This is a genomic window from Limnohabitans sp. Jir72 (assembly GCF_003063575.1).
Classification (GTDB): Bacteria; Pseudomonadota; Gammaproteobacteria; order Burkholderiales; family Burkholderiaceae_C; genus Limnohabitans_A.
The window spans coordinates 1-18,743 of sequence record NZ_NESC01000005.1; the positions used below are offsets into that span (position 1 = coordinate 1).

Annotated in this window: 24 protein-coding genes; 10 read left to right on the forward strand and 14 right to left on the reverse strand. The window is 57.6% G+C overall.

Features of this window, described 5'->3' with window-relative positions:
- Window positions 1-132, forward strand: a 132-nt coding sequence (locus B9Z52_RS07915; protein ID WP_146182808.1) for an IS3 family transposase, incomplete at its 5' end; no start/stop codon positions are given.
- Between the two features lie 84 nt (window positions 133-216).
- Here B9Z52_RS07915 and B9Z52_RS07920 read toward each other — a convergent pair.
- The 5 genes from B9Z52_RS07920 to B9Z52_RS07940 form a co-directional block, all read right to left on the reverse strand.
- A complete protein-coding gene (locus tag B9Z52_RS07920; RefSeq protein ID WP_108413321.1) occupies window positions 217-768 on the reverse strand; it encodes an outer membrane beta-barrel protein in 552 nt (183 codons plus the stop codon).
- A 158-nt stretch (window positions 769-926) separates the two neighbouring features.
- Window positions 927-1,472 (reverse strand): porin family protein, encoded by a 546-nt coding sequence (locus tag B9Z52_RS07925; protein ID WP_158270523.1) that lies wholly within the window; start codon window positions 1,470-1,472, stop codon window positions 927-929.
- 128 nt (window positions 1,473-1,600) lie between these two features.
- Window positions 1,601-2,440 (reverse strand): ABC transporter permease, encoded by an 840-nt coding sequence (locus tag B9Z52_RS07930; RefSeq protein ID WP_108413323.1) that lies wholly within the window; start codon window positions 2,438-2,440, stop codon window positions 1,601-1,603.
- A 9-nt stretch (window positions 2,441-2,449) separates the two neighbouring features.
- Window positions 2,450-3,289 carry an ABC transporter ATP-binding protein gene (locus B9Z52_RS07935; RefSeq protein WP_369907868.1) on the reverse strand — a complete coding sequence of 280 codons (840 nt, stop codon included), beginning with the start codon at window positions 3,287-3,289 and terminating at the stop codon, window positions 2,450-2,452.
- A complete protein-coding gene (locus B9Z52_RS07940; RefSeq protein WP_108413324.1) occupies window positions 3,267-4,298 on the reverse strand; it encodes an ABC transporter substrate-binding protein in 1,032 nt (343 codons plus the stop codon). Before B9Z52_RS07940 ends, B9Z52_RS07935 begins: the two co-directional genes overlap by 23 nt.
- 193 nt (window positions 4,299-4,491) lie before the next feature.
- Between B9Z52_RS07940 and queA the strand changes: the two genes are divergently transcribed.
- The 3 genes from queA to B9Z52_RS07955 are packed head-to-tail and all read left to right on the forward strand — an operon-like array spanning window position 4,492 to window position 6,211.
- Window positions 4,492-5,562: a tRNA preQ1(34) S-adenosylmethionine ribosyltransferase-isomerase QueA gene (gene queA / locus B9Z52_RS07945; protein ID WP_108413325.1), complete on the forward strand. Its 1,071-nt coding sequence runs from the start codon at window positions 4,492-4,494 to the stop codon at window positions 5,560-5,562.
- A 37-nt stretch (window positions 5,563-5,599) separates the two neighbouring features.
- Window positions 5,600-5,884, forward strand: a complete 285-nt coding sequence (locus B9Z52_RS07950; protein WP_233251883.1) for a YlcI/YnfO family protein — start codon at window positions 5,600-5,602, stop codon at window positions 5,882-5,884.
- An 18-nt stretch (window positions 5,885-5,902) separates the two neighbouring features.
- Complete coding sequence (locus B9Z52_RS07955; protein WP_108413326.1) at window positions 5,903-6,211, forward strand: type II toxin-antitoxin system RelE/ParE family toxin; 309 nt, start codon at window positions 5,903-5,905, stop codon at window positions 6,209-6,211.
- 21 nt (window positions 6,212-6,232) lie between these two features.
- On the opposite strand, the gene B9Z52_RS07960 is transcribed toward B9Z52_RS07955, so the two are convergent.
- Genes B9Z52_RS07960 through B9Z52_RS07970 form a run of 3 tightly spaced genes read right to left on the reverse strand, consistent with a single transcriptional unit; the run spans window position 6,233 to window position 8,300 of the window.
- Window positions 6,233-6,544 (reverse strand): non-heme iron oxygenase ferredoxin subunit, encoded by a 312-nt coding sequence (locus tag B9Z52_RS07960; protein WP_108413327.1) that lies wholly within the window; start codon window positions 6,542-6,544, stop codon window positions 6,233-6,235.
- 14 nt (window positions 6,545-6,558) lie between these two features.
- Entirely contained in the window at window positions 6,559-7,023 is a 465-nt protein-coding gene (locus B9Z52_RS07965) for a nuclear transport factor 2 family protein (RefSeq protein ID WP_369907869.1), read from the reverse strand.
- An 11-nt stretch (window positions 7,024-7,034) separates the two neighbouring features.
- Complete coding sequence (locus B9Z52_RS07970) at window positions 7,035-8,300, reverse strand: aromatic ring-hydroxylating dioxygenase subunit alpha (protein WP_108413329.1); 1,266 nt, start codon at window positions 8,298-8,300, stop codon at window positions 7,035-7,037.
- Between the two features lie 206 nt (window positions 8,301-8,506).
- On the opposite strand from B9Z52_RS07970, the gene B9Z52_RS07975 reads away from it, so the two are divergent.
- Both B9Z52_RS07975 and tgt read left to right on the forward strand, forming a co-directional pair.
- The gene (locus B9Z52_RS07975) at window positions 8,507-9,421 is read left to right on the forward strand and encodes a LysR family transcriptional regulator (RefSeq protein ID WP_108413330.1); all 915 of its coding nucleotides are present in this window, start codon (window positions 8,507-8,509) and stop codon (window positions 9,419-9,421) included.
- A 21-nt stretch (window positions 9,422-9,442) separates the two neighbouring features.
- The gene (tgt, locus tag B9Z52_RS07980; protein ID WP_108413331.1) at window positions 9,443-10,615 is read left to right on the forward strand and encodes a tRNA guanosine(34) transglycosylase Tgt; all 1,173 of its coding nucleotides are present in this window, start codon (window positions 9,443-9,445) and stop codon (window positions 10,613-10,615) included.
- An 81-nt stretch (window positions 10,616-10,696) separates the two neighbouring features.
- Here tgt and B9Z52_RS07985 read toward each other — a convergent pair whose 3' ends face one another.
- The 6 genes from B9Z52_RS07985 to B9Z52_RS08010 all read right to left on the reverse strand — a co-directional run bounded on the left by B9Z52_RS07985 (window position 10,697) and on the right by B9Z52_RS08010 (window position 16,577).
- A complete protein-coding gene (locus B9Z52_RS07985; RefSeq protein WP_108413332.1) occupies window positions 10,697-11,941 on the reverse strand; it encodes an FIST N-terminal domain-containing protein in 1,245 nt (414 codons plus the stop codon).
- Window positions 11,938-12,645: a PhaM family polyhydroxyalkanoate granule multifunctional regulatory protein gene (locus B9Z52_RS07990; RefSeq protein WP_108413333.1), complete on the reverse strand. Its 708-nt coding sequence runs from the start codon at window positions 12,643-12,645 to the stop codon at window positions 11,938-11,940. The genes B9Z52_RS07985 and B9Z52_RS07990 overlap by 4 nt, the downstream gene beginning before the upstream one ends.
- A 66-nt stretch (window positions 12,646-12,711) precedes the next feature.
- Complete coding sequence (locus B9Z52_RS07995) at window positions 12,712-13,185, reverse strand: copper chaperone PCu(A)C (RefSeq protein ID WP_108413577.1); 474 nt, start codon at window positions 13,183-13,185, stop codon at window positions 12,712-12,714.
- A 36-nt stretch (window positions 13,186-13,221) separates the two neighbouring features.
- Window positions 13,222-13,764, reverse strand: a complete 543-nt coding sequence (locus B9Z52_RS08000) for a YcnI family protein (RefSeq protein WP_108413334.1) — start codon at window positions 13,762-13,764, stop codon at window positions 13,222-13,224.
- 14 nt (window positions 13,765-13,778) lie between these two features.
- Entirely contained in the window at window positions 13,779-16,061 is a 2,283-nt protein-coding gene (locus B9Z52_RS08005; RefSeq protein WP_108413335.1) for a TonB-dependent receptor, read from the reverse strand.
- Window positions 16,062-16,220: 159 nt separating this feature from the next.
- Window positions 16,221-16,577, reverse strand: coding sequence for a DUF2946 family protein (locus B9Z52_RS08010; protein ID WP_233251885.1), 357 nt, complete (start codon window positions 16,575-16,577; stop codon window positions 16,221-16,223).
- A 131-nt stretch (window positions 16,578-16,708) separates the two neighbouring features.
- Here B9Z52_RS08010 and B9Z52_RS08015 point away from each other — a divergent pair, with 131 nt between their 5' ends.
- The 4 genes from B9Z52_RS08015 to B9Z52_RS08030 all read left to right on the forward strand — a co-directional run bounded on the left by B9Z52_RS08015 (window position 16,709) and on the right by B9Z52_RS08030 (window position 18,731).
- Complete coding sequence (locus B9Z52_RS08015) at window positions 16,709-17,356, forward strand: glutathione S-transferase (RefSeq protein ID WP_108413578.1); 648 nt, start codon at window positions 16,709-16,711, stop codon at window positions 17,354-17,356.
- A 163-nt stretch (window positions 17,357-17,519) separates the two neighbouring features.
- Window positions 17,520-17,879, forward strand: coding sequence for a TraR/DksA family transcriptional regulator (locus tag B9Z52_RS08020; RefSeq protein WP_108413337.1), 360 nt, complete (start codon window positions 17,520-17,522; stop codon window positions 17,877-17,879).
- 22 nt (window positions 17,880-17,901) lie between these two features.
- A complete protein-coding gene (locus tag B9Z52_RS08025) occupies window positions 17,902-18,276 on the forward strand; it encodes a hypothetical protein (RefSeq protein WP_108413338.1) in 375 nt (124 codons plus the stop codon).
- Window positions 18,277-18,317: 41 nt separating this feature from the next.
- Window positions 18,318-18,731, forward strand: a complete 414-nt coding sequence (locus B9Z52_RS08030; RefSeq protein WP_108413339.1) for a VOC family protein — start codon at window positions 18,318-18,320, stop codon at window positions 18,729-18,731.
- Window positions 18,732-18,743 lie beyond the last annotated feature (12 nt).

An 18,743-nucleotide genomic window follows, 5' to 3' on the forward strand; every position in this document is an offset into this window, starting at 1 on the left:
AAATTCGAGAATGTGAAAGAGCTTGAGATGGGCTTGAAGGAGTACATCCACTACTACAACAACGATCGGATCAAGATCAAACTAAAAGGGCTGAGTCCTGTGCAGTACAGAACTCAGCCCTCTATGGCCTAATCAGCTTTTTAAACCGTCCAACTTATTGGGGTCAGTTCACGAAGGCGGCTTTGTCTTGATGTGTGACTTTTCAGCCCTTCAAGTTCAGAACTTGTAGCCCACGCCGATGCTCAGACCGTTGACTTTCAAACCATCTTTGTTGTGGTAATTCATGTAAGTGCCAGACACATAGGTGCGCTTATCGAAGTAATAATTAGCGCCCACGCCAAAAGCGAAGGACCCTTGTGTCGAGACATTGCTGGCATTGCCAGATTGAGCGCTAGCTTCGAGCTTGTTTTCCAGAAAACCCAAGCGACCAAACACCTCGACTTCAGGGCTGACCATGACTTTGGGCTTCACAAACACGCCAAACGAGCTCTTGATCTTGGCATCGATACCGATGTTCTTGCCATTTTCAGTTACGCTGGATTTACCAGCACCCAGGCCCAAGTAGCCTTCAACGTCAACATTGGGGTGAACGCTGTAACCCACAAGACCAGAAAATGCAGAGGGCTTGGTTTCCATATTTACGCCATTAGAGGAGCTCTTAGCTGTCAAAGCGGCCACCGAACCTTCCACATAAACCTGCGCTTGCGCAGCAACTGCGGCGGTAGCGAGAACGGCTGTGACGCCCAGGAAACGGATCATTTTTTTCATATCGACTTTCAATGGCTAATTTTTGGGATGCGAACACTGTGCCCGCCGGGTACGAATTCTAGCCACCAAAAACTCAATAATTATGATGAATTTGTAAATATTAGTTGCTACTATATAAGCAAACTTATCATGCTTGCAGCCGTTTCAGTGGTTCAAGTTCAGAACTTGTAGCCCACGCCGATGCTCAGACCAGTGACGGTGAACCCGTCCTTGCTGTGATGGCTCATGTAACTGCCCGTCACATAAGTGCGGTGGTCAAAGTAGTAACTGACGCCTGCGCCAAAAGCGACTGAGCCTTGCTTTGTTTTGGGGATGGTGTTGTCCGTGTTGCTGTCGCTGAATTTACTTTCCAGATAACCCAAGCGGGCAAACAATTCCATGTCGTTGCTGATCGCGATCCTGGGCTTCACAAAAACGCCATATGAACTGTTGATTTTGAACTTTTCGCCATAGTTGGTGCCGTTCTCTGTTGTGGTGGCATTGCCTGCACCCAAGCCCAAATAGCCTTCAACTGCCAAATAAGGATTGACTTGGTAACCGACAAGGCCCGAAAAAGTCAATGGCTTGGCCTGGTAACTGATGCCTTGGTATGACTCTTTAGCCGTTAAAGCATTGACCGACGTTTCCACATACACCTGCGCCTGAGCAACAACAGTTGCAGCAAGAAGGGCTGTGGCGCTCAGAAAACGGATGGATTTTTTCATAGTGACTTTCAGTTGCTGATTTGTCGGACGCAGACACCGCATGTCCACCATCAGAAATTCTAGTCACCTGAACTTCAATATTCCACCAATTGCCTTAATTTTTATTACTTGCCAATGTCAAGATATGGTCACAACTTTTCTGCTTCACCCACTTGTGGCCGCCACTTCATCAAACGTTTTTCAACGCGGCCCACCAACGCGTCGATGGCCAACGCAAAGGCCGTCAGCACCAGAATGCCCGCCATGACGGTGTTGATGTCGAAGCTGCCTTCGGCTTGCAAGATCAGGTAGCCCACGCCCTGACTGGAGCCCAGGTACTCGCCCACCACCGCGCCCACAAAAGCCAAACCCACCGATGTGTGCAGCGAACTGAACACCCAGCTGGTGGCACTGGGCAAATACACATGGCGCAACAACTGCCGCTGACTGGCCCCCAGCATGCGGGCATTGGCCAGCAGCACAGGGCTGACTTCCTTGACCCCCTGGTACACATTGAAGAACACGATGAAAAACACCAGCGTCACGCCCAGCGCGACTTTGGAGCCGATGCCCAAACCAAACCAGACCGCAAAAATCGGTGCGAGGATGATGCGGGGCATGGCGTTCATCGCCTTGACGTAGGGCTCCAAAATGGCCGAGGCCATGGGTGAAAGCGCCAGCCACAAACCGCCCAGCAAACCAGTGCTGGCTCCAATGGCAAACGCCAGCAAGGTCTCGATCAACGTGATGCCCAGGTGCTGGTAAATGTTGCCGTCCGTGACAAACCAGGACCAAGTACGCTCAAAAATCTGCACAGGCTCGCCAAAGAAAAACGCTGCTTGCCGATCGTTGTCAAACATGAAGGGCGGGACCAAGCCCGGCTGGGTCAGCACGTGCCACACCACAAACAACAACACCAGCAAACCCAGCTGCCACAAGCGCAAGGTAGCGGCACGGGGTTTGATCAGATTCCAGACAGATGACAACATGGTGAACGCTCAGGCTGTTTTTTGCAGTTGCTGTTGATAACCCTTGAGGACCTCTTCGCGCAGCACCGCCCATATCGCTTGGTGCAAGGCCATGAATCGAGGCGTCATCTTGATCTCGGCCACATCGCGCGGGCGTGGCAAATCGATCGTGAACTCGCCAATCGGGTGCGAGGCTGGGCCTGCACTCAAGATCACCACACGGTCGCTCATGGCAATCGCTTCGTCCAGATCGTGCGTGATGAACAGCACCGATTTCTTTCTCGATTGCCACAAATCCAGCAGCTCGTTTTCCATGAGTTGGCGGGTTTGAATGTCCAGCGCAGAGAAAGGCTCGTCCATCAAAATGATGTCCGGGTCCATCACCAGCGTCTGGGCCAGGCTGGCGCGCTTGCGCATGCCACCGCTCATCTGATGCGGGTAACGGTCACCAAAACCACCCAATCCCACACGGCGCAGCCAGTCCTGAGCCTGCTCTTGTGCGTCGGATTTTTCCACGCCTCGAAACTCCAAGCCGGCCATCACGTTTTGTACAGCCGTGCGCCAGGGCATCAGACTTTCGGCCTGGAACATGTAACCGGCGCGGGTGTTCACACCCGTCAAAGGTTCGCCATAGATGTGCACTGCACCTTGGCTCGGTTGCAGCAAGCCCGCTGCCATGTTGAGCAATGTGCTCTTGCCGCAACCTGTCGGACCGACCACGCTGACAAACTCGCCGTCAGTCACTTTGAGCGAAACGTTCTCCACCGCGGTGTAGCGCAGGCCTGGCGCATGGGCGCTGGTAAATGTGCAGGCAACACCTTGCAACTCGATCGACGGAACGCTCACATCAGCGCTTGGGGTATTTGACATGGGCCTTCTTCACAAAGTCGTTGGTCACCACCGCATTCAGGTCGAGCTTGGCGGCAGCCAATTTGGCGTCCACGCTGGCCAGCGCCTTGAATGCAGTCTCTGCCCCCTTGGCCGGAAACAGGCCATCGGGCGACATGGCTTGTTTGGAGGCAAGAAAACCATCGATGTACACCGCACGGTCGCCCAGCAGATAACTCTCAGGCACGGCCTTGATGATGTCGCCGCCACCGGCTTGTTGAATCCATTGGTTGGCGCGCACCATGGCGTTGGTCAGCGCTTGCACCGTGATGGGGTGTTTGTCCAGAAACGGCTGCGGTGCATACAAACAGCCCGCAGGCATAGGGCCACCAAATACCTTCTCAGATTCGACCATGTTGCGTGTGTCAGTGATGATCTTCATATCGCCCGAGCGTGTCAGCATTGTGATGACAGGGTCCAGATTGCTCATGGCATCGATCTGACCGGCGCGCATGGCCGCCACCGCGCCGCTGCCCGCTCCCACGCCGACAAAACTCACATCGCTGGGTTTGAGGCCAGCTTTGGCCAGCACATAATTGACCAGCACATTGGTGGAGCTGCCCGGTGCCGTGACACCGATTTTTTTGCCCTTGAGGTCTGCCACAGATTTGAACTGCGGCATCGTCTTGGGGTTCACACCCAGCACGATCTGCGGTGCCGCACCTTGCAGCACAAAAGCCCTCATGGGCTGTCCCTTGAACTGCATGTTGATGGTGTGCTCAAAGGCACCGGACACCACATCAGCACTGCCACCGACGACAGCCTGCAATGCCCGCGAGCCACCGGCAAAGTCAACAATGGTCACGTCCAGGCCTTCGGCTTTGAAATAGCCCAGTTGCTCGGCGATGGTCAAAGGCAAGTAATAAAACAGGTTCTTGCCGCCTACGGCGATGGTGAGTTTGGGTTTTTCAAGCGCTTGCGCCTGCGCCAGATGCGGCACGGCTGCTGCGGCCAGGCTGCCGACGATGAAGTCACGGCGATTGAATGTCATGGATGTCTCCGTATGAGCCAGGGTCACAACAGATTGTCCCGCCCGAGGCCTCCCATTCTTACGCATTCAAAGCCCAGCGCGCCCCCGAGGATTCCCGACAGCTGTGCGCGGGAGAAAACACCTAGAAAGCCCCTGTGAACATGCGAAAATCCCGCTTTATTCAACTTCGAACGGGCCTGTCCGGCCCTGAAGCATGACTTCTTCTGCACCTGCCCCTCGCCCTTTCACGCTCAGCGATTTCGACTTTGAGCTGCCCCCCGAACTGATTGCCCAGCACCCCGCCGCCCAACGCAGTGGCTCGCGCCTGCTCGACGGCTCTGCGGCCACCGTGGTGGACCGCATCTTTCACGAACTGCCCGACCTGCTCGGTGCGGGTGACCTGCTGGTCTTCAACGACACCAAGGTGGTCAAGGCGCGCATCTTTGGCGAGAAGGCCACGGGTGGCAAGCTGGAGTTGCTGATCGAACGCGTTCTGCCTGGCCATCAGGTGGTCGCGCACATGAAGGTGAGCAAAAAGCCACTCGTGGGCGGCAAGATGCTCATGATGGGCGGCGCGCAGAACGGTGGTTTTGATGCCACCTTGCTGGGTCGCTGGCCCGATGAAAACGGCCAGCTGTTCCATTTGCAGCTGAGCGACGAGCCGCATGCGCTGATGGAAAAGCACGGCCATGTGCCGCTGCCGCCCTACATTGCGCACACCGACACCGCAGAAGACGCGCAGCGTTATCAGACCGTGTTTGCACGCGCCCCCGGTGCCGTCGCTGCCCCCACGGCAGCGCTGCACTTTGACGAGGCCTTGCTGGCACAGCTGCAGGCCCGTGGCGTGCAGCGCGCCAGCGTCACGCTGCATGTGGGGGCAGGCACCTTCCAGCCCGTCAAGACCGAGAACATTGCCGAGCACACCATGCACCGCGAATGGTACGAGGTGCCCGAAGCCACGCAGCAAGCCATTGCCGAGTGCAAGGCACGTGGCGGCAAGGTGGTGGCAGTGGGCACAACCACCGTGCGCACGCTGGAGTCGTGGGCCAAATTTGACCAGGCAAGCGGGGACACGCAGATCTTCATCACGCCAGGGTTTGAATTCCAAGTGGTGGACCGCCTGGTCACCAACTTCCACCTGCCCAAGAGCACGCTGATGATGCTGGTGAGCGCCTTTGCGGGCTACGAGCACATCATGGGCTTGTACCGCCACGCGATTGCGAACCAGTACCGCTTCTTCAGTTATGGCGATGCGATGCTGCTGACACGCACACCAATGGACTGAACAAGCGCCTATCGACCGCATTACAATTGCATTGCAATTGAAAGGTTTCAAGATGAAATCCGCAACACTCCCCGCGCTGCGTGTCAGCCCAGATCTGAGGCAAGCTGCCGAAAAGGCACTCCGGCCCAATGAAACCATTTCCAAACTGATGGAAACATCGCTGGAGAGGTTCATTGCACACCGAGCGGCCGAAGACGCGTTCATCGCACGTGGGCTGCGCTCAGCCGAAGAGGCTCGCCAAAGTCAGATTTACTTTTCAGCAGACGAAGTGCTGCAAGAATTGAAAAGTAAGCTGGCCAAAGCAACATCTTCTGCATCCTGAACCGGACCAGACTCGGTCATGGGTGAGTTTCAGGTCCGCTTTACTGAAAAAGCAAAATCCGACCTGAATCGGCTGTACGACTTCCTTTTGGAATTTGACATCCGTACCGCCGAGCGCTCACTTCAAGCGATTGAAGATGGCCTGGGGTTTCTGCGTCAATCACCCTTTTCGTGTCGTAAAGCTGTAGACGGTGCGCATGGCCCCTTGCTCAGAGAACTCATCATCCCGTTTGGTGCCTCAGGTTATCTGGCGCTTTTCGAAATTGAGAATGCCCATACGGTCACCATCCTCGCAATGCGACATCAGCGCGAAGACGATTTCCACTGATGAAATTTCGCCCTGCAGGCATCAGCCCAGCCGAAGAAACACCCGCCCGCCTTCGATCTTGACCGGCCAGGTTTTGGCCGGCTCGGTCGCAGGGCCGCAGGCCACCGAACCGTCGCGCAGGCTGAACTGCGCCTGGTGGAACGGGCACTCTATGTGGTGGCCTTCGACGAAGCCGTCGCACAGCTTGGCGTTGCCGTGGTTGCACAGGTTGTTGATGGCGAAGACTTCACCTTCCACGCTGAAGAGGGCAATGTCTTGGCCCTCGGGGGCGACGGCAATGCCTGCGCCTTCAAACAAATCGGCCTCGGCGGCCACGTCAGTCCAGTTGCTCATAGGGTGGCTCTTGATCAGATCGGGTAAATGATGGAGTTGGGGATCATTTCGCTGTCGTACACGCACAGGCGCTCGGCGAACTTGAAACCTTCGGGGGTTTGCACGATGGTGTCGATGTAGCGGCCCACATTGAACACGGTGCTTTCTTTGTCGAGTTTGGTGCGGAACACCGCGTAGTTGGCTTCTGCGTGGATACGGCCGTCTGCCACACGTCGCACGATGGGCGCGCCCACCACATGCCGCTGGTAATAGGGGTCGTGGTACAGCGTCTCTTGGATGCCGTACACGCGGTCTTTGAGCATGCCTTTGCTGGTAAAGGACAGCGTGCACAGCGGAAAGCCGCGTTCAAAGTTTTCTCGCGGCTGCAGTTTGTAGACGCACTGCTCGGTGAAAAACTCGGGCCACAGGTCCCAGTGGCCGCTGTCCACAGCGCTGGCGTAATCGGCATAGAGCTGCTGGATGCCGAACCAGGTATTCATATCGACCATCATCAAGCCTCCATCACTTTGCGCCAGTAGGCGTACATGCCCCTGATCAGCGTTTCGGTCACCATGTGGTCGGTCTCGCCCACGTCGCGCCCGCCCAGCTCCACCAGCATGCGGTGCTCGGGTTTGGTCTCAAACGCCTGCTGCGAGAACTCGATCACCTCGCCATCGTCCGCGCTCACAAAACCGGCCGGGCCAAACAGGTTGGACTGGCGCAGGCGGCGCTCGTGCATCTCGGGCGTGTCGTCTTCAAAGCCAAAGTGCGTCCAGACAAAATCAAATGCACCATGCCCATCGGGCTGGATGTGCCGGGTGGACACGCTGTTGACCTGCTGCTGAAAAATCACGCTGGGGAACAGCGTCATCATCACCGCCGAGGGCATCTTGTCTTCCATCTTCCACCAGTCTTCGGGCACGATGTCCAAGAAGCTCGGGTCGTTGAGCTGCATGCTTTCTTTGAAGCTGCTCACTTGCGTGACCTGCGACGCCTGCCCCGTGGCCTGGCCCGCGCTGCCTCGGGTCGAAACCATGGCCGCATGGCGGTGGTGGGCGTCCATGCGCAGCTCGCTCTTGTTGTCGGCACGCCAAAGGCCAAAGGTCACAAACCAGGTGTGCAGCAGGCCGGGGTGGTAGGGGTCTTTGATGTTTTCCTGCATCAGCTTCCAGTTGCCCGGAATGCGCTGGCGGTTGTAGCCCAAGATCGTGAGCTTGCGGCCATTGAACAGGCGGTCAAAGTATTTCAGGATGGTCGGTCCCATGAAGTCTTCGAGCGACTCCACGTTGTGGTCGAACGACGCGAACACCACCCCACCTCGGGTGGCCACTTTCAGGGCTGTGAGGCCGTGGTCCTTGGGGTCAAAGTCGGCGGGCATGCCGCCGTTGACCTTGCCGTCTTGGCGCACGCCACGCCGAAAAGGCACGCCCTGCAAGCCGCCCTTGAGCGTGTAGCTCCACTGGTGGTAGGGGCAGAAAAACTCTTTTTTGTTGCCGTGGCGCTCGCGGCAAAACTGCATGCCCCGGTGGGCGCAGACGTTTTCGACGACATGGATCTGCCCGTCGGTGGCACGCGTCATGATGACCGAGCGCTCGCCCACCACCGTGCGCTTGAAGTCGCCGGGGTTCGGGATCTCGGCCTCCAGGCCCACATAGCTCCAGTGGCTTTTGTAAAAGAAGCGCTCCAGCTCCTTTTTGTGCCGGTCTTCGTCGGTGTACACGGCAAACGGAACGCGGCTGGTGCCTTCCGTTTCCCAGTGGATGGGTTGCTCGGTCATGGGGTCTCCTTCAATGTCTTTTGTAGGAGCCCACCCCGTGGGCGATGGGGGGTTCAAACATCACCAAATGCTGCTTGTATCGCTCATGCACGCCATCGCCCACGGGGTGGGCTCCTACACAGAAGGCCATCATGCGCAAAGCTTTGAATTTCGTAAATCGAATTTCAAAGATAATCATTATCTGAATTTCAAATACCACTCATCGCATGGAACTCGCCCGCCTCGACCTGAACCTGCTGCTGGTGTTTCACCACCTGCTGCGCGAAAAGCGCGTGTCGTCGGTGGCCACCCTGTTGGGCATGAGCCAGCCCGCCGTCAGCAGCGCGCTGGGCCGCCTGCGCAGCAGCTTGGGCGACGAGTTGTTTTTGCGCACCCAGCGCGGCATGGCGCCCACGCCCTACGCCCTGCAGCTGGCCGAACCCGTGGCCACCGCGCTCGACGGCTTGCAGCAAGCGCTCAATGTGCGCGCCTCGTTTGACCCAGCCACCAGCGAGCGCAGCTTCACCCTGGCCATGACCGATGTGGGCGAAATGTATTTTTTGCCCGTGCTGATGGACGCTTTGGCCCAAGCTGCCCCGGGCGTGACGCTCAATGTGGTGGCGGTGACCAGCGACAGCCTGAAGGACGACATGGCCTCTGGCCGCACCGACTTGGCGCTGGGCCTGCTGCCGCAGTTGCAGGCGGGGTTTTTTCAGCAAGCGCTGTTTCGCCAGCCCTATGTGTGTCTGATGCGCAAAGGCCACCCGCTGGCGACAGCCGCTGCACTGACGCTCACCGACTTTGCCGCCGCCAGCCATGTGCGCGTGATCGCCGCAGGCACAGGGCACGGCAGGGTCGATGAAGCGCTGGACCGCCAAGGTCTGCAGCGCCGCATTCGCCTCACGGTGCCGCACTACGTCGCTTTGGGCGATGTGCTGGGCCACTCGGACCTGATCGCCACCGTGCCCGAACGCTTTGCCCAGCGCGTGACCGGCCCCTTTGCCCTGACCACCCGCGCCCTGCCGCTGGCGGTGGATGGCAGCGCCATCCACCAGTTCTGGCACGCCCGACTGCACAAAGACCCGGGGCACCAATGGCTGCGCGAGTTGGTCATGCAATGCTTTGGCGACGGCACCGACTGACCCCCTCCTACAATCCCTGCCATGCTCCAATTCGACCTGCTCAAAACCGACCCCTCCAGCCACGCCCGCCGCGGCACCCTGACCCTGAACCATGGCGTGGTGCAAACGCCGATCTTCATGCCGGTCGGAACCTATGGCACCGTCAAAGGCGTGATGCCGCGCAGCCTGCACGAGATGGGCGCGCAGATCATTTTGGGCAACACATTCCACCTGTGGATGCGCCCGGGCCTGGACATCATGAAAGGCTTTGGCGGCCTGCACCAGTTTGAAAAATGGGACAAACCGATCCTGACCGACTCGGGCGGGTTTCAGGTCTGGTCGCTGGGCGACATGCGCAAGATCACCGAAGAGGGCGTGACCTTCGCCAGCCCCGTGAACGGCGACAAGCTCTTCATGTCGCCCGAAGTGAGCATGCAGATCCAGACCATCCTGAACTCGGACATCGTGATGCAGCTCGACGAGTGCACGCCTTACGAGACCAAGGGGCATCTCACCACCGAAGCCGAGGCGCGTAAATCCATGGAGATGAGCCGGCGCTGGGCCGTGCGCTCCAAAGACGAATTTGCGCGACTGGAAAACCCCAACGCGCTGTTTGGCATTGTGCAAGGCGGCATGTTTGAAAACCTGCGCCAAGAATCGCTGGATGCGCTGGTGGAGATGGACTTTCCGGGTTATGCCGTAGGCGGCGTGAGCGTGGGCGAGCCCAAAGACCTGATGCTGCAAATCATGGCGCACACGCCGCACCGCCTGCCGGCCCACAAGCCCCGCTACCTGATGGGCGTGGGCACCCCTGAGGATTTGGTGCAAGGCGTGGCCGATGGCGTGGACATGTTCGACTGCGTGATGCCCACCCGCAACGCCCGCAACGGCACGGTGTTCACCCGTTTTGGTGACCTCAAGCTGCGCAACGCCCGCCACAAAAACGACCCGCAACCACTCGACACCAGTTGCACCTGCCATGCCTGCGCAGGAACGTCCGGTGTGTCATGGGACAACGGTGGCCGAGACGGTTTCAGCCGCGCTTACATGCACCACCTGGACCGCTGCAGCGAAATGCTCGGCCCCATGCTGACCACCATCCACAACCTGCACTACTACCTGAACCTGATGCGCGAAGTGCGCGAATCGCTGGATGCGGGCAAATTCTCAGAATTCCGGGCGCAGTTCAAGAGCGACCGCGCTCGTGGGGTCTGACCTATCAGGTCGGACCTTCAGGTCCGACACATCGGGCACTTGAGAAAAGCTTGTCGGACCTGACGGTCCGACCTGCCGCATTCAATCTGTTGTGAAAACCGTCAACACCCCGGTGTAGCCATACAGGTGGTGGCGCGCGATCTCGCCAGCGGCAAAGAAGCCCACCAGTGGCACATCGCCTAAGGCGTGGCGGATGATCTGCATCTCGGCGCTGGGGCCGCCAAAGTGGGGTCCGCCGCGACCGGTGCAACTGACGTACACCGCGCCTGCGATGCGCTTGCCTGCTTGGGGCAGGGTCGCCACAGGGTCATCGCTGAGTCCGTTGATGGCTTCGATGGAGAGCATCTCGGGTTCGAGTTCTTCACGGATTTCGGCGCACACCCGCACCAGATCGGCACGTGCAGCGTTCACATCGCGCTTGCAAAACGTCAGACGCATGCCGGGCTCCAGGTGTTCGGCCACCGCCACACCCTGACGCATCGGGTCCAGGCCCACGATGTGACGCACCAGCACATCACTGCCCAAATTGCCCGCACGGCCCACGCCCGACTGCCCTGCAGGACTGAGGCCCACCAAGGTGGACCGCACCACAGGGATGGCTTTTTGCGGCTCGCTCAGGCTGATCTTCAGGTCATCCAGCATCACATCGAGTGCAGCTTCGCCATTGAGCCTCAGCACCACATGCTTGTCGGCCTCGGTGATCTCACGCTCGGGGGCCACAGGTTGGCAGCCTTGCGTGACGCGGGACAGCAAACCCACCCGCGATGAAAAAGCCACGCCACTCAGACCCCCTTCAAACACGCCCCCCGCCGCCAGCGTTTGCGGCTGGTCAGCGCTGATGGCGAACTGCACACTGCGGGTGCGGCTGGAGGTCAAGCCACCAAACAAATAGCCCTGCTGGGTGCGCCCAGCCATCTCGGTGATCAGCTCGGCCAGATCGGGGGTGGCAGGGTCGGCATGCACCAGTGCGGCATCGGCCCAGTCGGCCGGCAAGGGCGACACGCCCGAAAACACGAGGTAGTGCGCGGGTGCCACATTGCACAGCATCACGGCCAGCGCCGGCTCGTCAAAGTATTCGGCGTTGTTGACCGCAATGCCCACACCTACGGTGCCAGCCCAATCGGTGACTTCAGGCAGCTCCTGGCGCAAATGGTCGAGCAGCGCTTGCGCTTCGTGGGCGTAGTGGTCGGTGATGTAAACCAGCGCCAGCCGAGGCTCGGGCGCATAGTCGGGCAAGGTCAGCTGCGCCCGCAACTGGGCCAGTACCAGGCCAGCGGCCATACGCCACTGCGGGTGGGTGGCGTGGCCGTAGGGAAAGAGACTCATGGGCTTGCGCGCTTGGAGGTCGCTTTGCGAGGCGCCGATTTGCCAGCGGCTTTGGCGCTGGCGGCTTTCTTGGCGGGTGCTTTTTTAGCCGCGGGTGACTTTTTGCGGGCGGCTGAAGTGCTGGCACCTTTGGGCGTCATGCCGGCCTTCATGGCCTCAGCGGCCACGTCTTTCACAGCAGCTGCAGCAATGTCCTGGAACTGCTGGGTCAAGGCACCCCACCACTGCATCGGATCCACTGCGGGCTTGGCTGACGTTTTTTCAGAGGATGCGGCAGTGAGCTCTTCTTTATCGACTTCGGGTGATGCCGCAGGCTCCACCGGCTCTGATTTGGGCATGCCCTGAGTCGCCGCGGCAGCAGGCTCGGCAGACGGTGGCCTGGCTGTGAAGGCCTTGGCCAGATCGGCCATGCTCACATTCATGCTCTGCAAGGTGGACAGCGTCATCTTCTGCACCTCCATCGCCTGGATGGTGGCTTTGAGCGCCGTGGTGTTTTGCTCTAACCAGAACAAAACCGACTTGAGCTCCTGAATACGCTTGTCGATTTCCTCGACGCTCAGCGTGGGTGCCACCCAACTGGCCATGCCGGGCACCGCGCCCACGCCAGCAGCAGGGGCAGCTTGCGCTGCTGTTTTAGGGAGGTTTTGCAAGAAGTCAAAACCGGGCACAAACTTGCCAAAGCCGAAGGCGGTTGCGTCGCTCATGGATGTCTCCTCAAAGGGGTAGTGGGCGAAGCTTAAACCAATCGGCTTTCAAGTCGGTTGACATCCTCAGTGTTTGTGATCGCTGTGGCCTGGCTGTGCGGGCGCTGCACTGCTGACCGGCACATTGATTTGCTGCTTGCTCTCGACGCCCTTGGCATCTTTGAAGGTCAAGGTCAATGCCAGGCTGCTGTCCTTCATCAAAGGTGTTTTCAGGTCCATCAGCATGAGGTGGTAGCTGCCGGGCTTGAGCTCCACCGCTTGATTGGCGGGCAGATCCAGCACCGGCATGGCGCGCATTTTCATCACGCCACCGTCCATCTTCATCTCGTGAATTTCGGCTACGCCAGCTGCTGGCGTAGACACAGCCACCAAGCGTGTGGCTTGGGGTGCCGTGAGCTTCATGAAAGCACCGGTAGCTTGTTGGCCTTGCACCGTGGCACGTGCCCAGGCGCTTTCCACCTTGACGGCCGTTTGAGCGGTCACAGGGCTGCTCAGTGCGGCGGCCAGCAAGCAGCTGGAGAGTCTCAGAAATGTCGACATGTTCATCATCCTTGGTTGTTTCAGTTCAGTTTTCGATCAGTGATTGTGCGCACCCGCAGCAGCCCCGGGCATGAGCTCCAGCGCTGCGGCCGGTGATTTCAGGTCAGACAGATTTTGTCCCGTCTTGGGGATCTCGGTCCAATCCATGCGCCCTTGCGCGCACAACTGCTGCACAGGCCAGTAGATCATGCCGTTTTGATCGGGCAAGGTGCCCACCAACACAAACTCATCGTAATGCCCATTGGGCAGCATGTCGTCGTCGGTCTTGGCCGTCCAGCTGATGCGGGTGATGTCATCGGTGATGGTGCGCCCGTGACTGGTGTAGGGCTGTGCCAACTTCTCGCGGGTCACCTCCAGACGCCAACCGGCCTTGGGCATGGGTTTGGCGCCTTGCACGCCCGCGGGAATGTCCACCACGATCTGGCGGGTAGGGGATGGCCCGCAACCATGGCCCACCTTGAAGGTGGCTTTGTAGCTTTGGCCTGCCGTGGCGACTTGGTATTCCAGCACCGTGTGGGCCGAAGCCCAACTGCAAAGTGTGAGCGCCAAAGCGCCCGCGAAGAGAGATGGGAGTTTCATGGAAGGTCCTGGTTTCAAAAGTTGTATTTCAGATGCGCGACGAAGGTGCGTTGAGGAAAGGGGTGATACAAGAAGTACTTCTGATTTGTCAAGTTATCAATGCCCGCCGATGCCGTGAGGTTCTTGTCAAACTTGTAGCGAGCCTTGATGTCAAATACGGTGTACCCAGAAAAACCCTGGTATGTGTTTGGGTTCACGTCATTGTTTTCAATGGATGAATAAAACTGCTTCTGATAGCTGCCACCCAGGGCGATGGACAATTTTTCGTCAGGTCGGTAGGTGGCGACAAATTTGATCCGCAGTGGTGAAACGCCTGGGGTTTTGTTACCCACCACAGACTTCCCCGCACTGGTCACACCATCGTTCTCGGCAATGACCGAGTCCACAACCGTGACTGCAGAGAAAACGTCCAGCTTGTCGAACAGGAATTTATGCACATCAGCGCTCAACTCCAGACCGCGCGAACGGACTTTCTTGACGTTCATCCAATAGCTGTAAAGCCCGTTGGGTTGATCCGGATTCACATTGCCGTACTGGGAGATGAGCGCATCGTTCACGTCTTCTGCAAAAAGCGAAGCACGGAAATTCGCATGTTCAATGCGCTTGGAGTAAGTCACTTCAAATGAGTTGACGTTTTCAGGCTTGATGAGCGCTGGATTGGGCGAATAGGGAAAGGTTTGGTTTCCGGCACACCCTGTTGTGCACGTCGTGACGTTGTAGAGCTCGCCCACCGTTGGAAAGCGCAGCGCATTGGCCAGCGACACGTTGACCACCGCACCATCATCCAGCCCAATCAAGGTTGAGAATTTGGGCGAAAAATGATTGACCGAAACAGTTGCCTGGTTCAATGCAGGCGTTGCGCTCGCAAAAACACCACCGTTGTAGGAATTCCAACTTTCATAACGCCCGCCCAAAGTGTATTGGACTTGCTGCGAAGCTTTGTAGGCATCTTGCACCCAAACGGCCTTGGTCTCATTGGTGCCTTGCGCCAATGCAGTCATCGCCCCATCGTTGCTGTTTTGCCAATCTAAAACGTTGTTGGTCAGGCTTTTCAAGCGTGTGTTGTCTTGGTGGTAACCAAAGCTGAACTGATGGGCTGGTGCTTGAACAGGTCGATATATGGCCTTGGCGTCAAAGTTGCTCCAATTGGTACCCGACATATCGCGAACGCTGCCTGGCTTGCCCGTGAGGTTGTTCACCACGGAGCCATCGTTGTTCAAATAAGCTGCCGTGCGCTGCACATCGTTTTGGTACCTGAAATTGGACAGGTTTACCTCATAGTCCCAAGCACCGCGTGTCGACGATTTCAGCCCGACCCCATTGACCCAATGTTCTTGCTTGTAGCCATACACACCACTGGCCAAGGTGGTGCAGGGTCCACTTCCTGTAGAGCAAAAGCCATTGGCCATGTAGGACTGCGATGTCGAATCGGTGTTGCCCAAGAAAACCCCCGAACTCAAGGACAGCTGGGCATCCCGGTTCAGATCGATTTTCAACTTCGCATTGATGTTGTCACTCACGCCATGGAGCAATGTGGTGGCACCCAAGTAGTAACCGCCGTTGGTTCCATCCTTCTTGGTGTATGGGAAAGATTGGTCTGCCGCAATGTTGGTCGTGCCCGTCCCAAAAGCTCTGGGTTGCGTGTGAGCATCTTGATGATTGAAGGCCAATCGCCAAGACATGTCCTCACTGCGCGCCCCCAACAAGGCCGCCGCTTGCACCGTGTTGTAGGTTTCATGGGTTTTGAATTGACTGAAGGACTGGGTTGCAGAGGTCAGTCCCAAAGAGCCTTCAAATGACTGGGTGGGCCGTTTGGTGGTGATGTCCACGACTGCACCCATGGCGTTGCCTGAGTAAGCTGCCGAGAAGGGGCCGTACATCACATCAATATGGTCAATTTCTTCTGGCGACACAACAAACCATTTGGGCGGCCCATAGTTGTTGTCGTTGTACAGTTGGTTAGAAATAGGCATACCGTCGACCATGACGATGCTTTTTGCACTGTAAGAAACACCCCAGATCCGGGTGGCCAAAGTAGCGCCGCCAAAATCTGCTGAGTCACGCTTTCTCACCATCAAACTGGGCATGTATTTCAATGCGTCCGGGGTATCGACGATGTTGACCGTTTCGGCTATTTTTTCGGCCTTGGTGCTTTCCACCGTATTGGGAAATTGGTACTTTTCCGCTGTGGTCTTTTCTGCGGTGACGTTGACGGTCTGCACATTGCCTTGTGCGAATGCGGGGCTGAACACAGCCATCCACATCAGGGCCACAGGGGTCTTTTTGAACTTGTTCATGTTCGACTTTCTTGAAGAATTCTTGCACTCTGGGTGTTTGTTTTTTTCAAGGAAATAGGCTGCAACGAGGGCCAGCGCACTCGGTTTTTACACAGGCGTAATTCCTGAATGAAACACGAAAGACGCCGTCAGCTCAAGCTGCAGCGCCAATAACGAGGCTCAGGAATGGGCAGGGGGGCCGCGAGGCGGCAGGGGAGACCGGGTCAGCCAAGCAAGATGGGCTGACGGCAAGGGGCGCAAGGCATAAGCCAAGGCACTGGACACATCAAATTGGCCTGCCACCGGTGCCGGCGGTGCAATCACATGGGCGCACAAAGGGCAATCCATGCTGGCCGATGGCTGCGCACTGTCACCTGTGGCGTCGTCGCTGGCCACCATTTTCATGCCCATGACCGAGCACACCATCTGCGTATCTTGGGGATTGACCAGTGGTGAGGCCACCGAAGCCCCAATGAACAACGCAAACCACACCAACAACAGGCGTGCAATGACATGGGCGTTGCGCAGGGTTTGCATGGTTCTTATTATCTAACAATTATTTAAGGGGCCATTCAACGGCCCACGGGCTTTGCGCGTCAACTCGGAGACGCCGCATACCCACCTCATCCTTTAGTCTTGCTTGCACCTCATCCCCATTGGAGACCTTCATGCTCACACTCTGCGGCTTTGCAGCCAGCAACTACTACAACAAAGTCAAATTTGCCTTGCTCGAAAAAGGCGTGCCCTTCGAGGAAGAACTTGCCTGGGTTGGCAAGACCGATCCCGCAGCCAGCCCCATTGGCAAAGTGCCTTACATCAAAACGCCACAAGGCCCTGTGTGCGAATCGGCTGTGATCATGGAGTACATCGAACAGCAATACCCGCAAGCGCCCCTGTTGCCCTCCGATCCGTTTGCAGCGGCCAAGGTTCGTGAACTGGTGACCTTTCTGGAGTTGCACCTGGAGCTGGTGGCTCGCAACCTCTACCCAGAGGCTTTCTTTGGCGGCAAAGTCAGCGACAGCGCCAAAGAAAAAACAGGTGCCCAGCTGGAAAAGAACATTGCCGCCTTCGCAGCATTGGCCAAATTCTCCCCTTACGTGGCCGGCGACACGCTGACCTTGGCCGATTGTGCTGCCGTGGTCCACTTGCCGCTGATTTCGGGTGCCACCAAGCTGATCTATGGACGCGACTTCATGGCCGATCTGCCGACACGAGACTACATGAAATTCATGGGTGAGCGCACCAGCTTGCAGCAAGTCAACGCTGACCGCAAAGCCAATATGGAGCTGATGCTCTCGCGCATGAAAGCCAAATAAACTTCTGCGAAGTTAACCGCCAAGGGCCTCCCAATGGGCGGCCCTTGCTTTTGGCAAGCAGACCATTTGCGCTGCATCAAGCTCTACCACGCGTGGCCATGGATGCCGCTCAGGCATTGACGCAGATCAACATGCACACGCATGCCAAGCCTAGGATGAGCCCATGAACCCATCCAACCCACGCCACAAAGAACGCCTGCTCCGCGAGCGCGCTGAACTTCTCCAACGCATCGCCCAGGAACGCGGCGGTTTGGCCTCCCGCGTTGACATGGCCGCTGAGCACGATGTGCGCGATTTTGAAAACCGGGCCCAAGCCATTTCCGAGCGTGACGACGAGTTCGCGATGAACGAGCATGAAACCGCAGAGCTCGGTGCACTCGATGCAGCGCTGGAACGCTGGACTGCAGGCCTGTATGGCACCTGCAAAGACTGCTGCGTGCACATCCCAGAGGCCCGTTTGGCGGCCTACCCGGCGGCGCTTCGCTGCATTGCCTGCCAGACCGTTTCCGAGAAGACCCATTGACCATTGAACACAAGGAATCACCATGAGCACTTTCCACGCCGTCGTCTGGATGGACCACAACGAAGCGCACGTGGTCATGTTTGACCGTGAGCACATCCAGGCGCAACGCATCAAGTCACGCAGCCACCACAAACACCAAGGCAAGGTGGGCGATGCCGTGTCTTTTTACCAAGACATCGCCAAGGCCCTGAACGGTACACACGAAGTGCTGCTCACCGGTCCGGGCTTGGCTCGACAAGAATTCCGCACATGGTGCCAACAACAGCAAAGCGCCACAGCCCAAGTGATCGTAGACAGCATCGCCAGCGATCACCCCAGCGATGCGCAGCTGGCGGCCTTGGCCAAACAGTACTTCAAGAAATTCGATGTCATGGCACCCAACCCCTCGCAAGCCTGAGACTGCGGCACATCCGTCCATGGGCTGCTATGCTTTGCGGTATGCGCAGCCTGTTTCATTTAGCCTTCAATGTCACCAACCTTGACGAAGCCCGCCGCTTTTATGGTGGCCTGCTCGGTTGCAAGGAAGGTCGCTCCACAGACACTTGGGTGGATTTTGATTTTTTCACGCACCAAATTTCTTTGCATCTGGGCGAACCCTTCAAAACAAGTTGCACCGGTCATGTAGGCCAGTACTTGGTGCCCATGCCGCACTTTGGACTGGTCCTGCAAAAGCAAGACTGGCAGGCATTGGCCGATCGCCTGCAGTCCTCAGGCATGGCCTTTGTGATCGAACCACACCGTCGCTTTGCCGGACAGCCAGGCGAGCAGTGGACCATGTTTTTTCTGGATCCATTTGGCAACCCCATAGAGGTCAAAGGGTTCGCAACTTTGGAAACCGTCTACCAAAGCTAAGGTGCTGAGCTT

Coding starts and splice junctions, on each gene's coding strand:
- B9Z52_RS07920 (WP_108413321.1), bottom strand. CDS start 768: ATGAAAAAAATGATCCGTTTCCTGGGCGTCACAGCCGTTCTCGCTACC.
- B9Z52_RS07925 (WP_158270523.1), bottom strand. CDS start 1,472: ATGAAAAAATCCATCCGTTTTCTGAGCGCCACAGCCCTTCTTGCTGCA.
- B9Z52_RS07930 (WP_108413323.1), bottom strand. CDS start 2,440: ATGTTGTCATCTGTCTGGAATCTGATCAAACCCCGTGCCGCTACCTTG.
- B9Z52_RS07935 (WP_369907868.1), bottom strand. CDS start 3,289: ATGTCAAATACCCCAAGCGCTGATGTGAGCGTTCCGTCGATCGAGTTG.
- B9Z52_RS07940 (WP_108413324.1), bottom strand. CDS start 4,298: ATGACATTCAATCGCCGTGACTTCATCGTCGGCAGCCTGGCCGCAGCA.
- queA (WP_108413325.1), top strand. CDS start 4,492: ATGACTTCTTCTGCACCTGCCCCTCGCCCTTTCACGCTCAGCGATTTC.
- B9Z52_RS07955 (WP_108413326.1), top strand. CDS start 5,903: ATGGGTGAGTTTCAGGTCCGCTTTACTGAAAAAGCAAAATCCGACCTG.
- B9Z52_RS07960 (WP_108413327.1), bottom strand. CDS start 6,544: ATGAGCAACTGGACTGACGTGGCCGCCGAGGCCGATTTGTTTGAAGGC.
- B9Z52_RS07965 (WP_369907869.1), bottom strand. CDS start 7,023: ATGAATACCTGGTTCGGCATCCAGCAGCTCTATGCCGATTACGCCAGC.
- B9Z52_RS07970 (WP_108413329.1), bottom strand. CDS start 8,300: ATGACCGAGCAACCCATCCACTGGGAAACGGAAGGCACCAGCCGCGTT.
- B9Z52_RS07975 (WP_108413330.1), top strand. CDS start 8,507: ATGGAACTCGCCCGCCTCGACCTGAACCTGCTGCTGGTGTTTCACCAC.
- tgt (WP_108413331.1), top strand. CDS start 9,443: ATGCTCCAATTCGACCTGCTCAAAACCGACCCCTCCAGCCACGCCCGC.
- B9Z52_RS07985 (WP_108413332.1), bottom strand. CDS start 11,941: ATGAGTCTCTTTCCCTACGGCCACGCCACCCACCCGCAGTGGCGTATG.
- B9Z52_RS07990 (WP_108413333.1), bottom strand. CDS start 12,645: ATGAGCGACGCAACCGCCTTCGGCTTTGGCAAGTTTGTGCCCGGTTTT.
- B9Z52_RS07995 (WP_108413577.1), bottom strand. CDS start 13,185: ATGTCGACATTTCTGAGACTCTCCAGCTGCTTGCTGGCCGCCGCACTG.
- B9Z52_RS08000 (WP_108413334.1), bottom strand. CDS start 13,764: ATGAAACTCCCATCTCTCTTCGCGGGCGCTTTGGCGCTCACACTTTGC.
- B9Z52_RS08005 (WP_108413335.1), bottom strand. CDS start 16,061: ATGAACAAGTTCAAAAAGACCCCTGTGGCCCTGATGTGGATGGCTGTG.
- B9Z52_RS08010 (WP_233251885.1), bottom strand. CDS start 16,577: ATGCAAACCCTGCGCAACGCCCATGTCATTGCACGCCTGTTGTTGGTG.
- B9Z52_RS08015 (WP_108413578.1), top strand. CDS start 16,709: ATGCTCACACTCTGCGGCTTTGCAGCCAGCAACTACTACAACAAAGTC.
- B9Z52_RS08020 (WP_108413337.1), top strand. CDS start 17,520: ATGAACCCATCCAACCCACGCCACAAAGAACGCCTGCTCCGCGAGCGC.
- B9Z52_RS08025 (WP_108413338.1), top strand. CDS start 17,902: ATGAGCACTTTCCACGCCGTCGTCTGGATGGACCACAACGAAGCGCAC.
- B9Z52_RS08030 (WP_108413339.1), top strand. CDS start 18,318: ATGCGCAGCCTGTTTCATTTAGCCTTCAATGTCACCAACCTTGACGAA.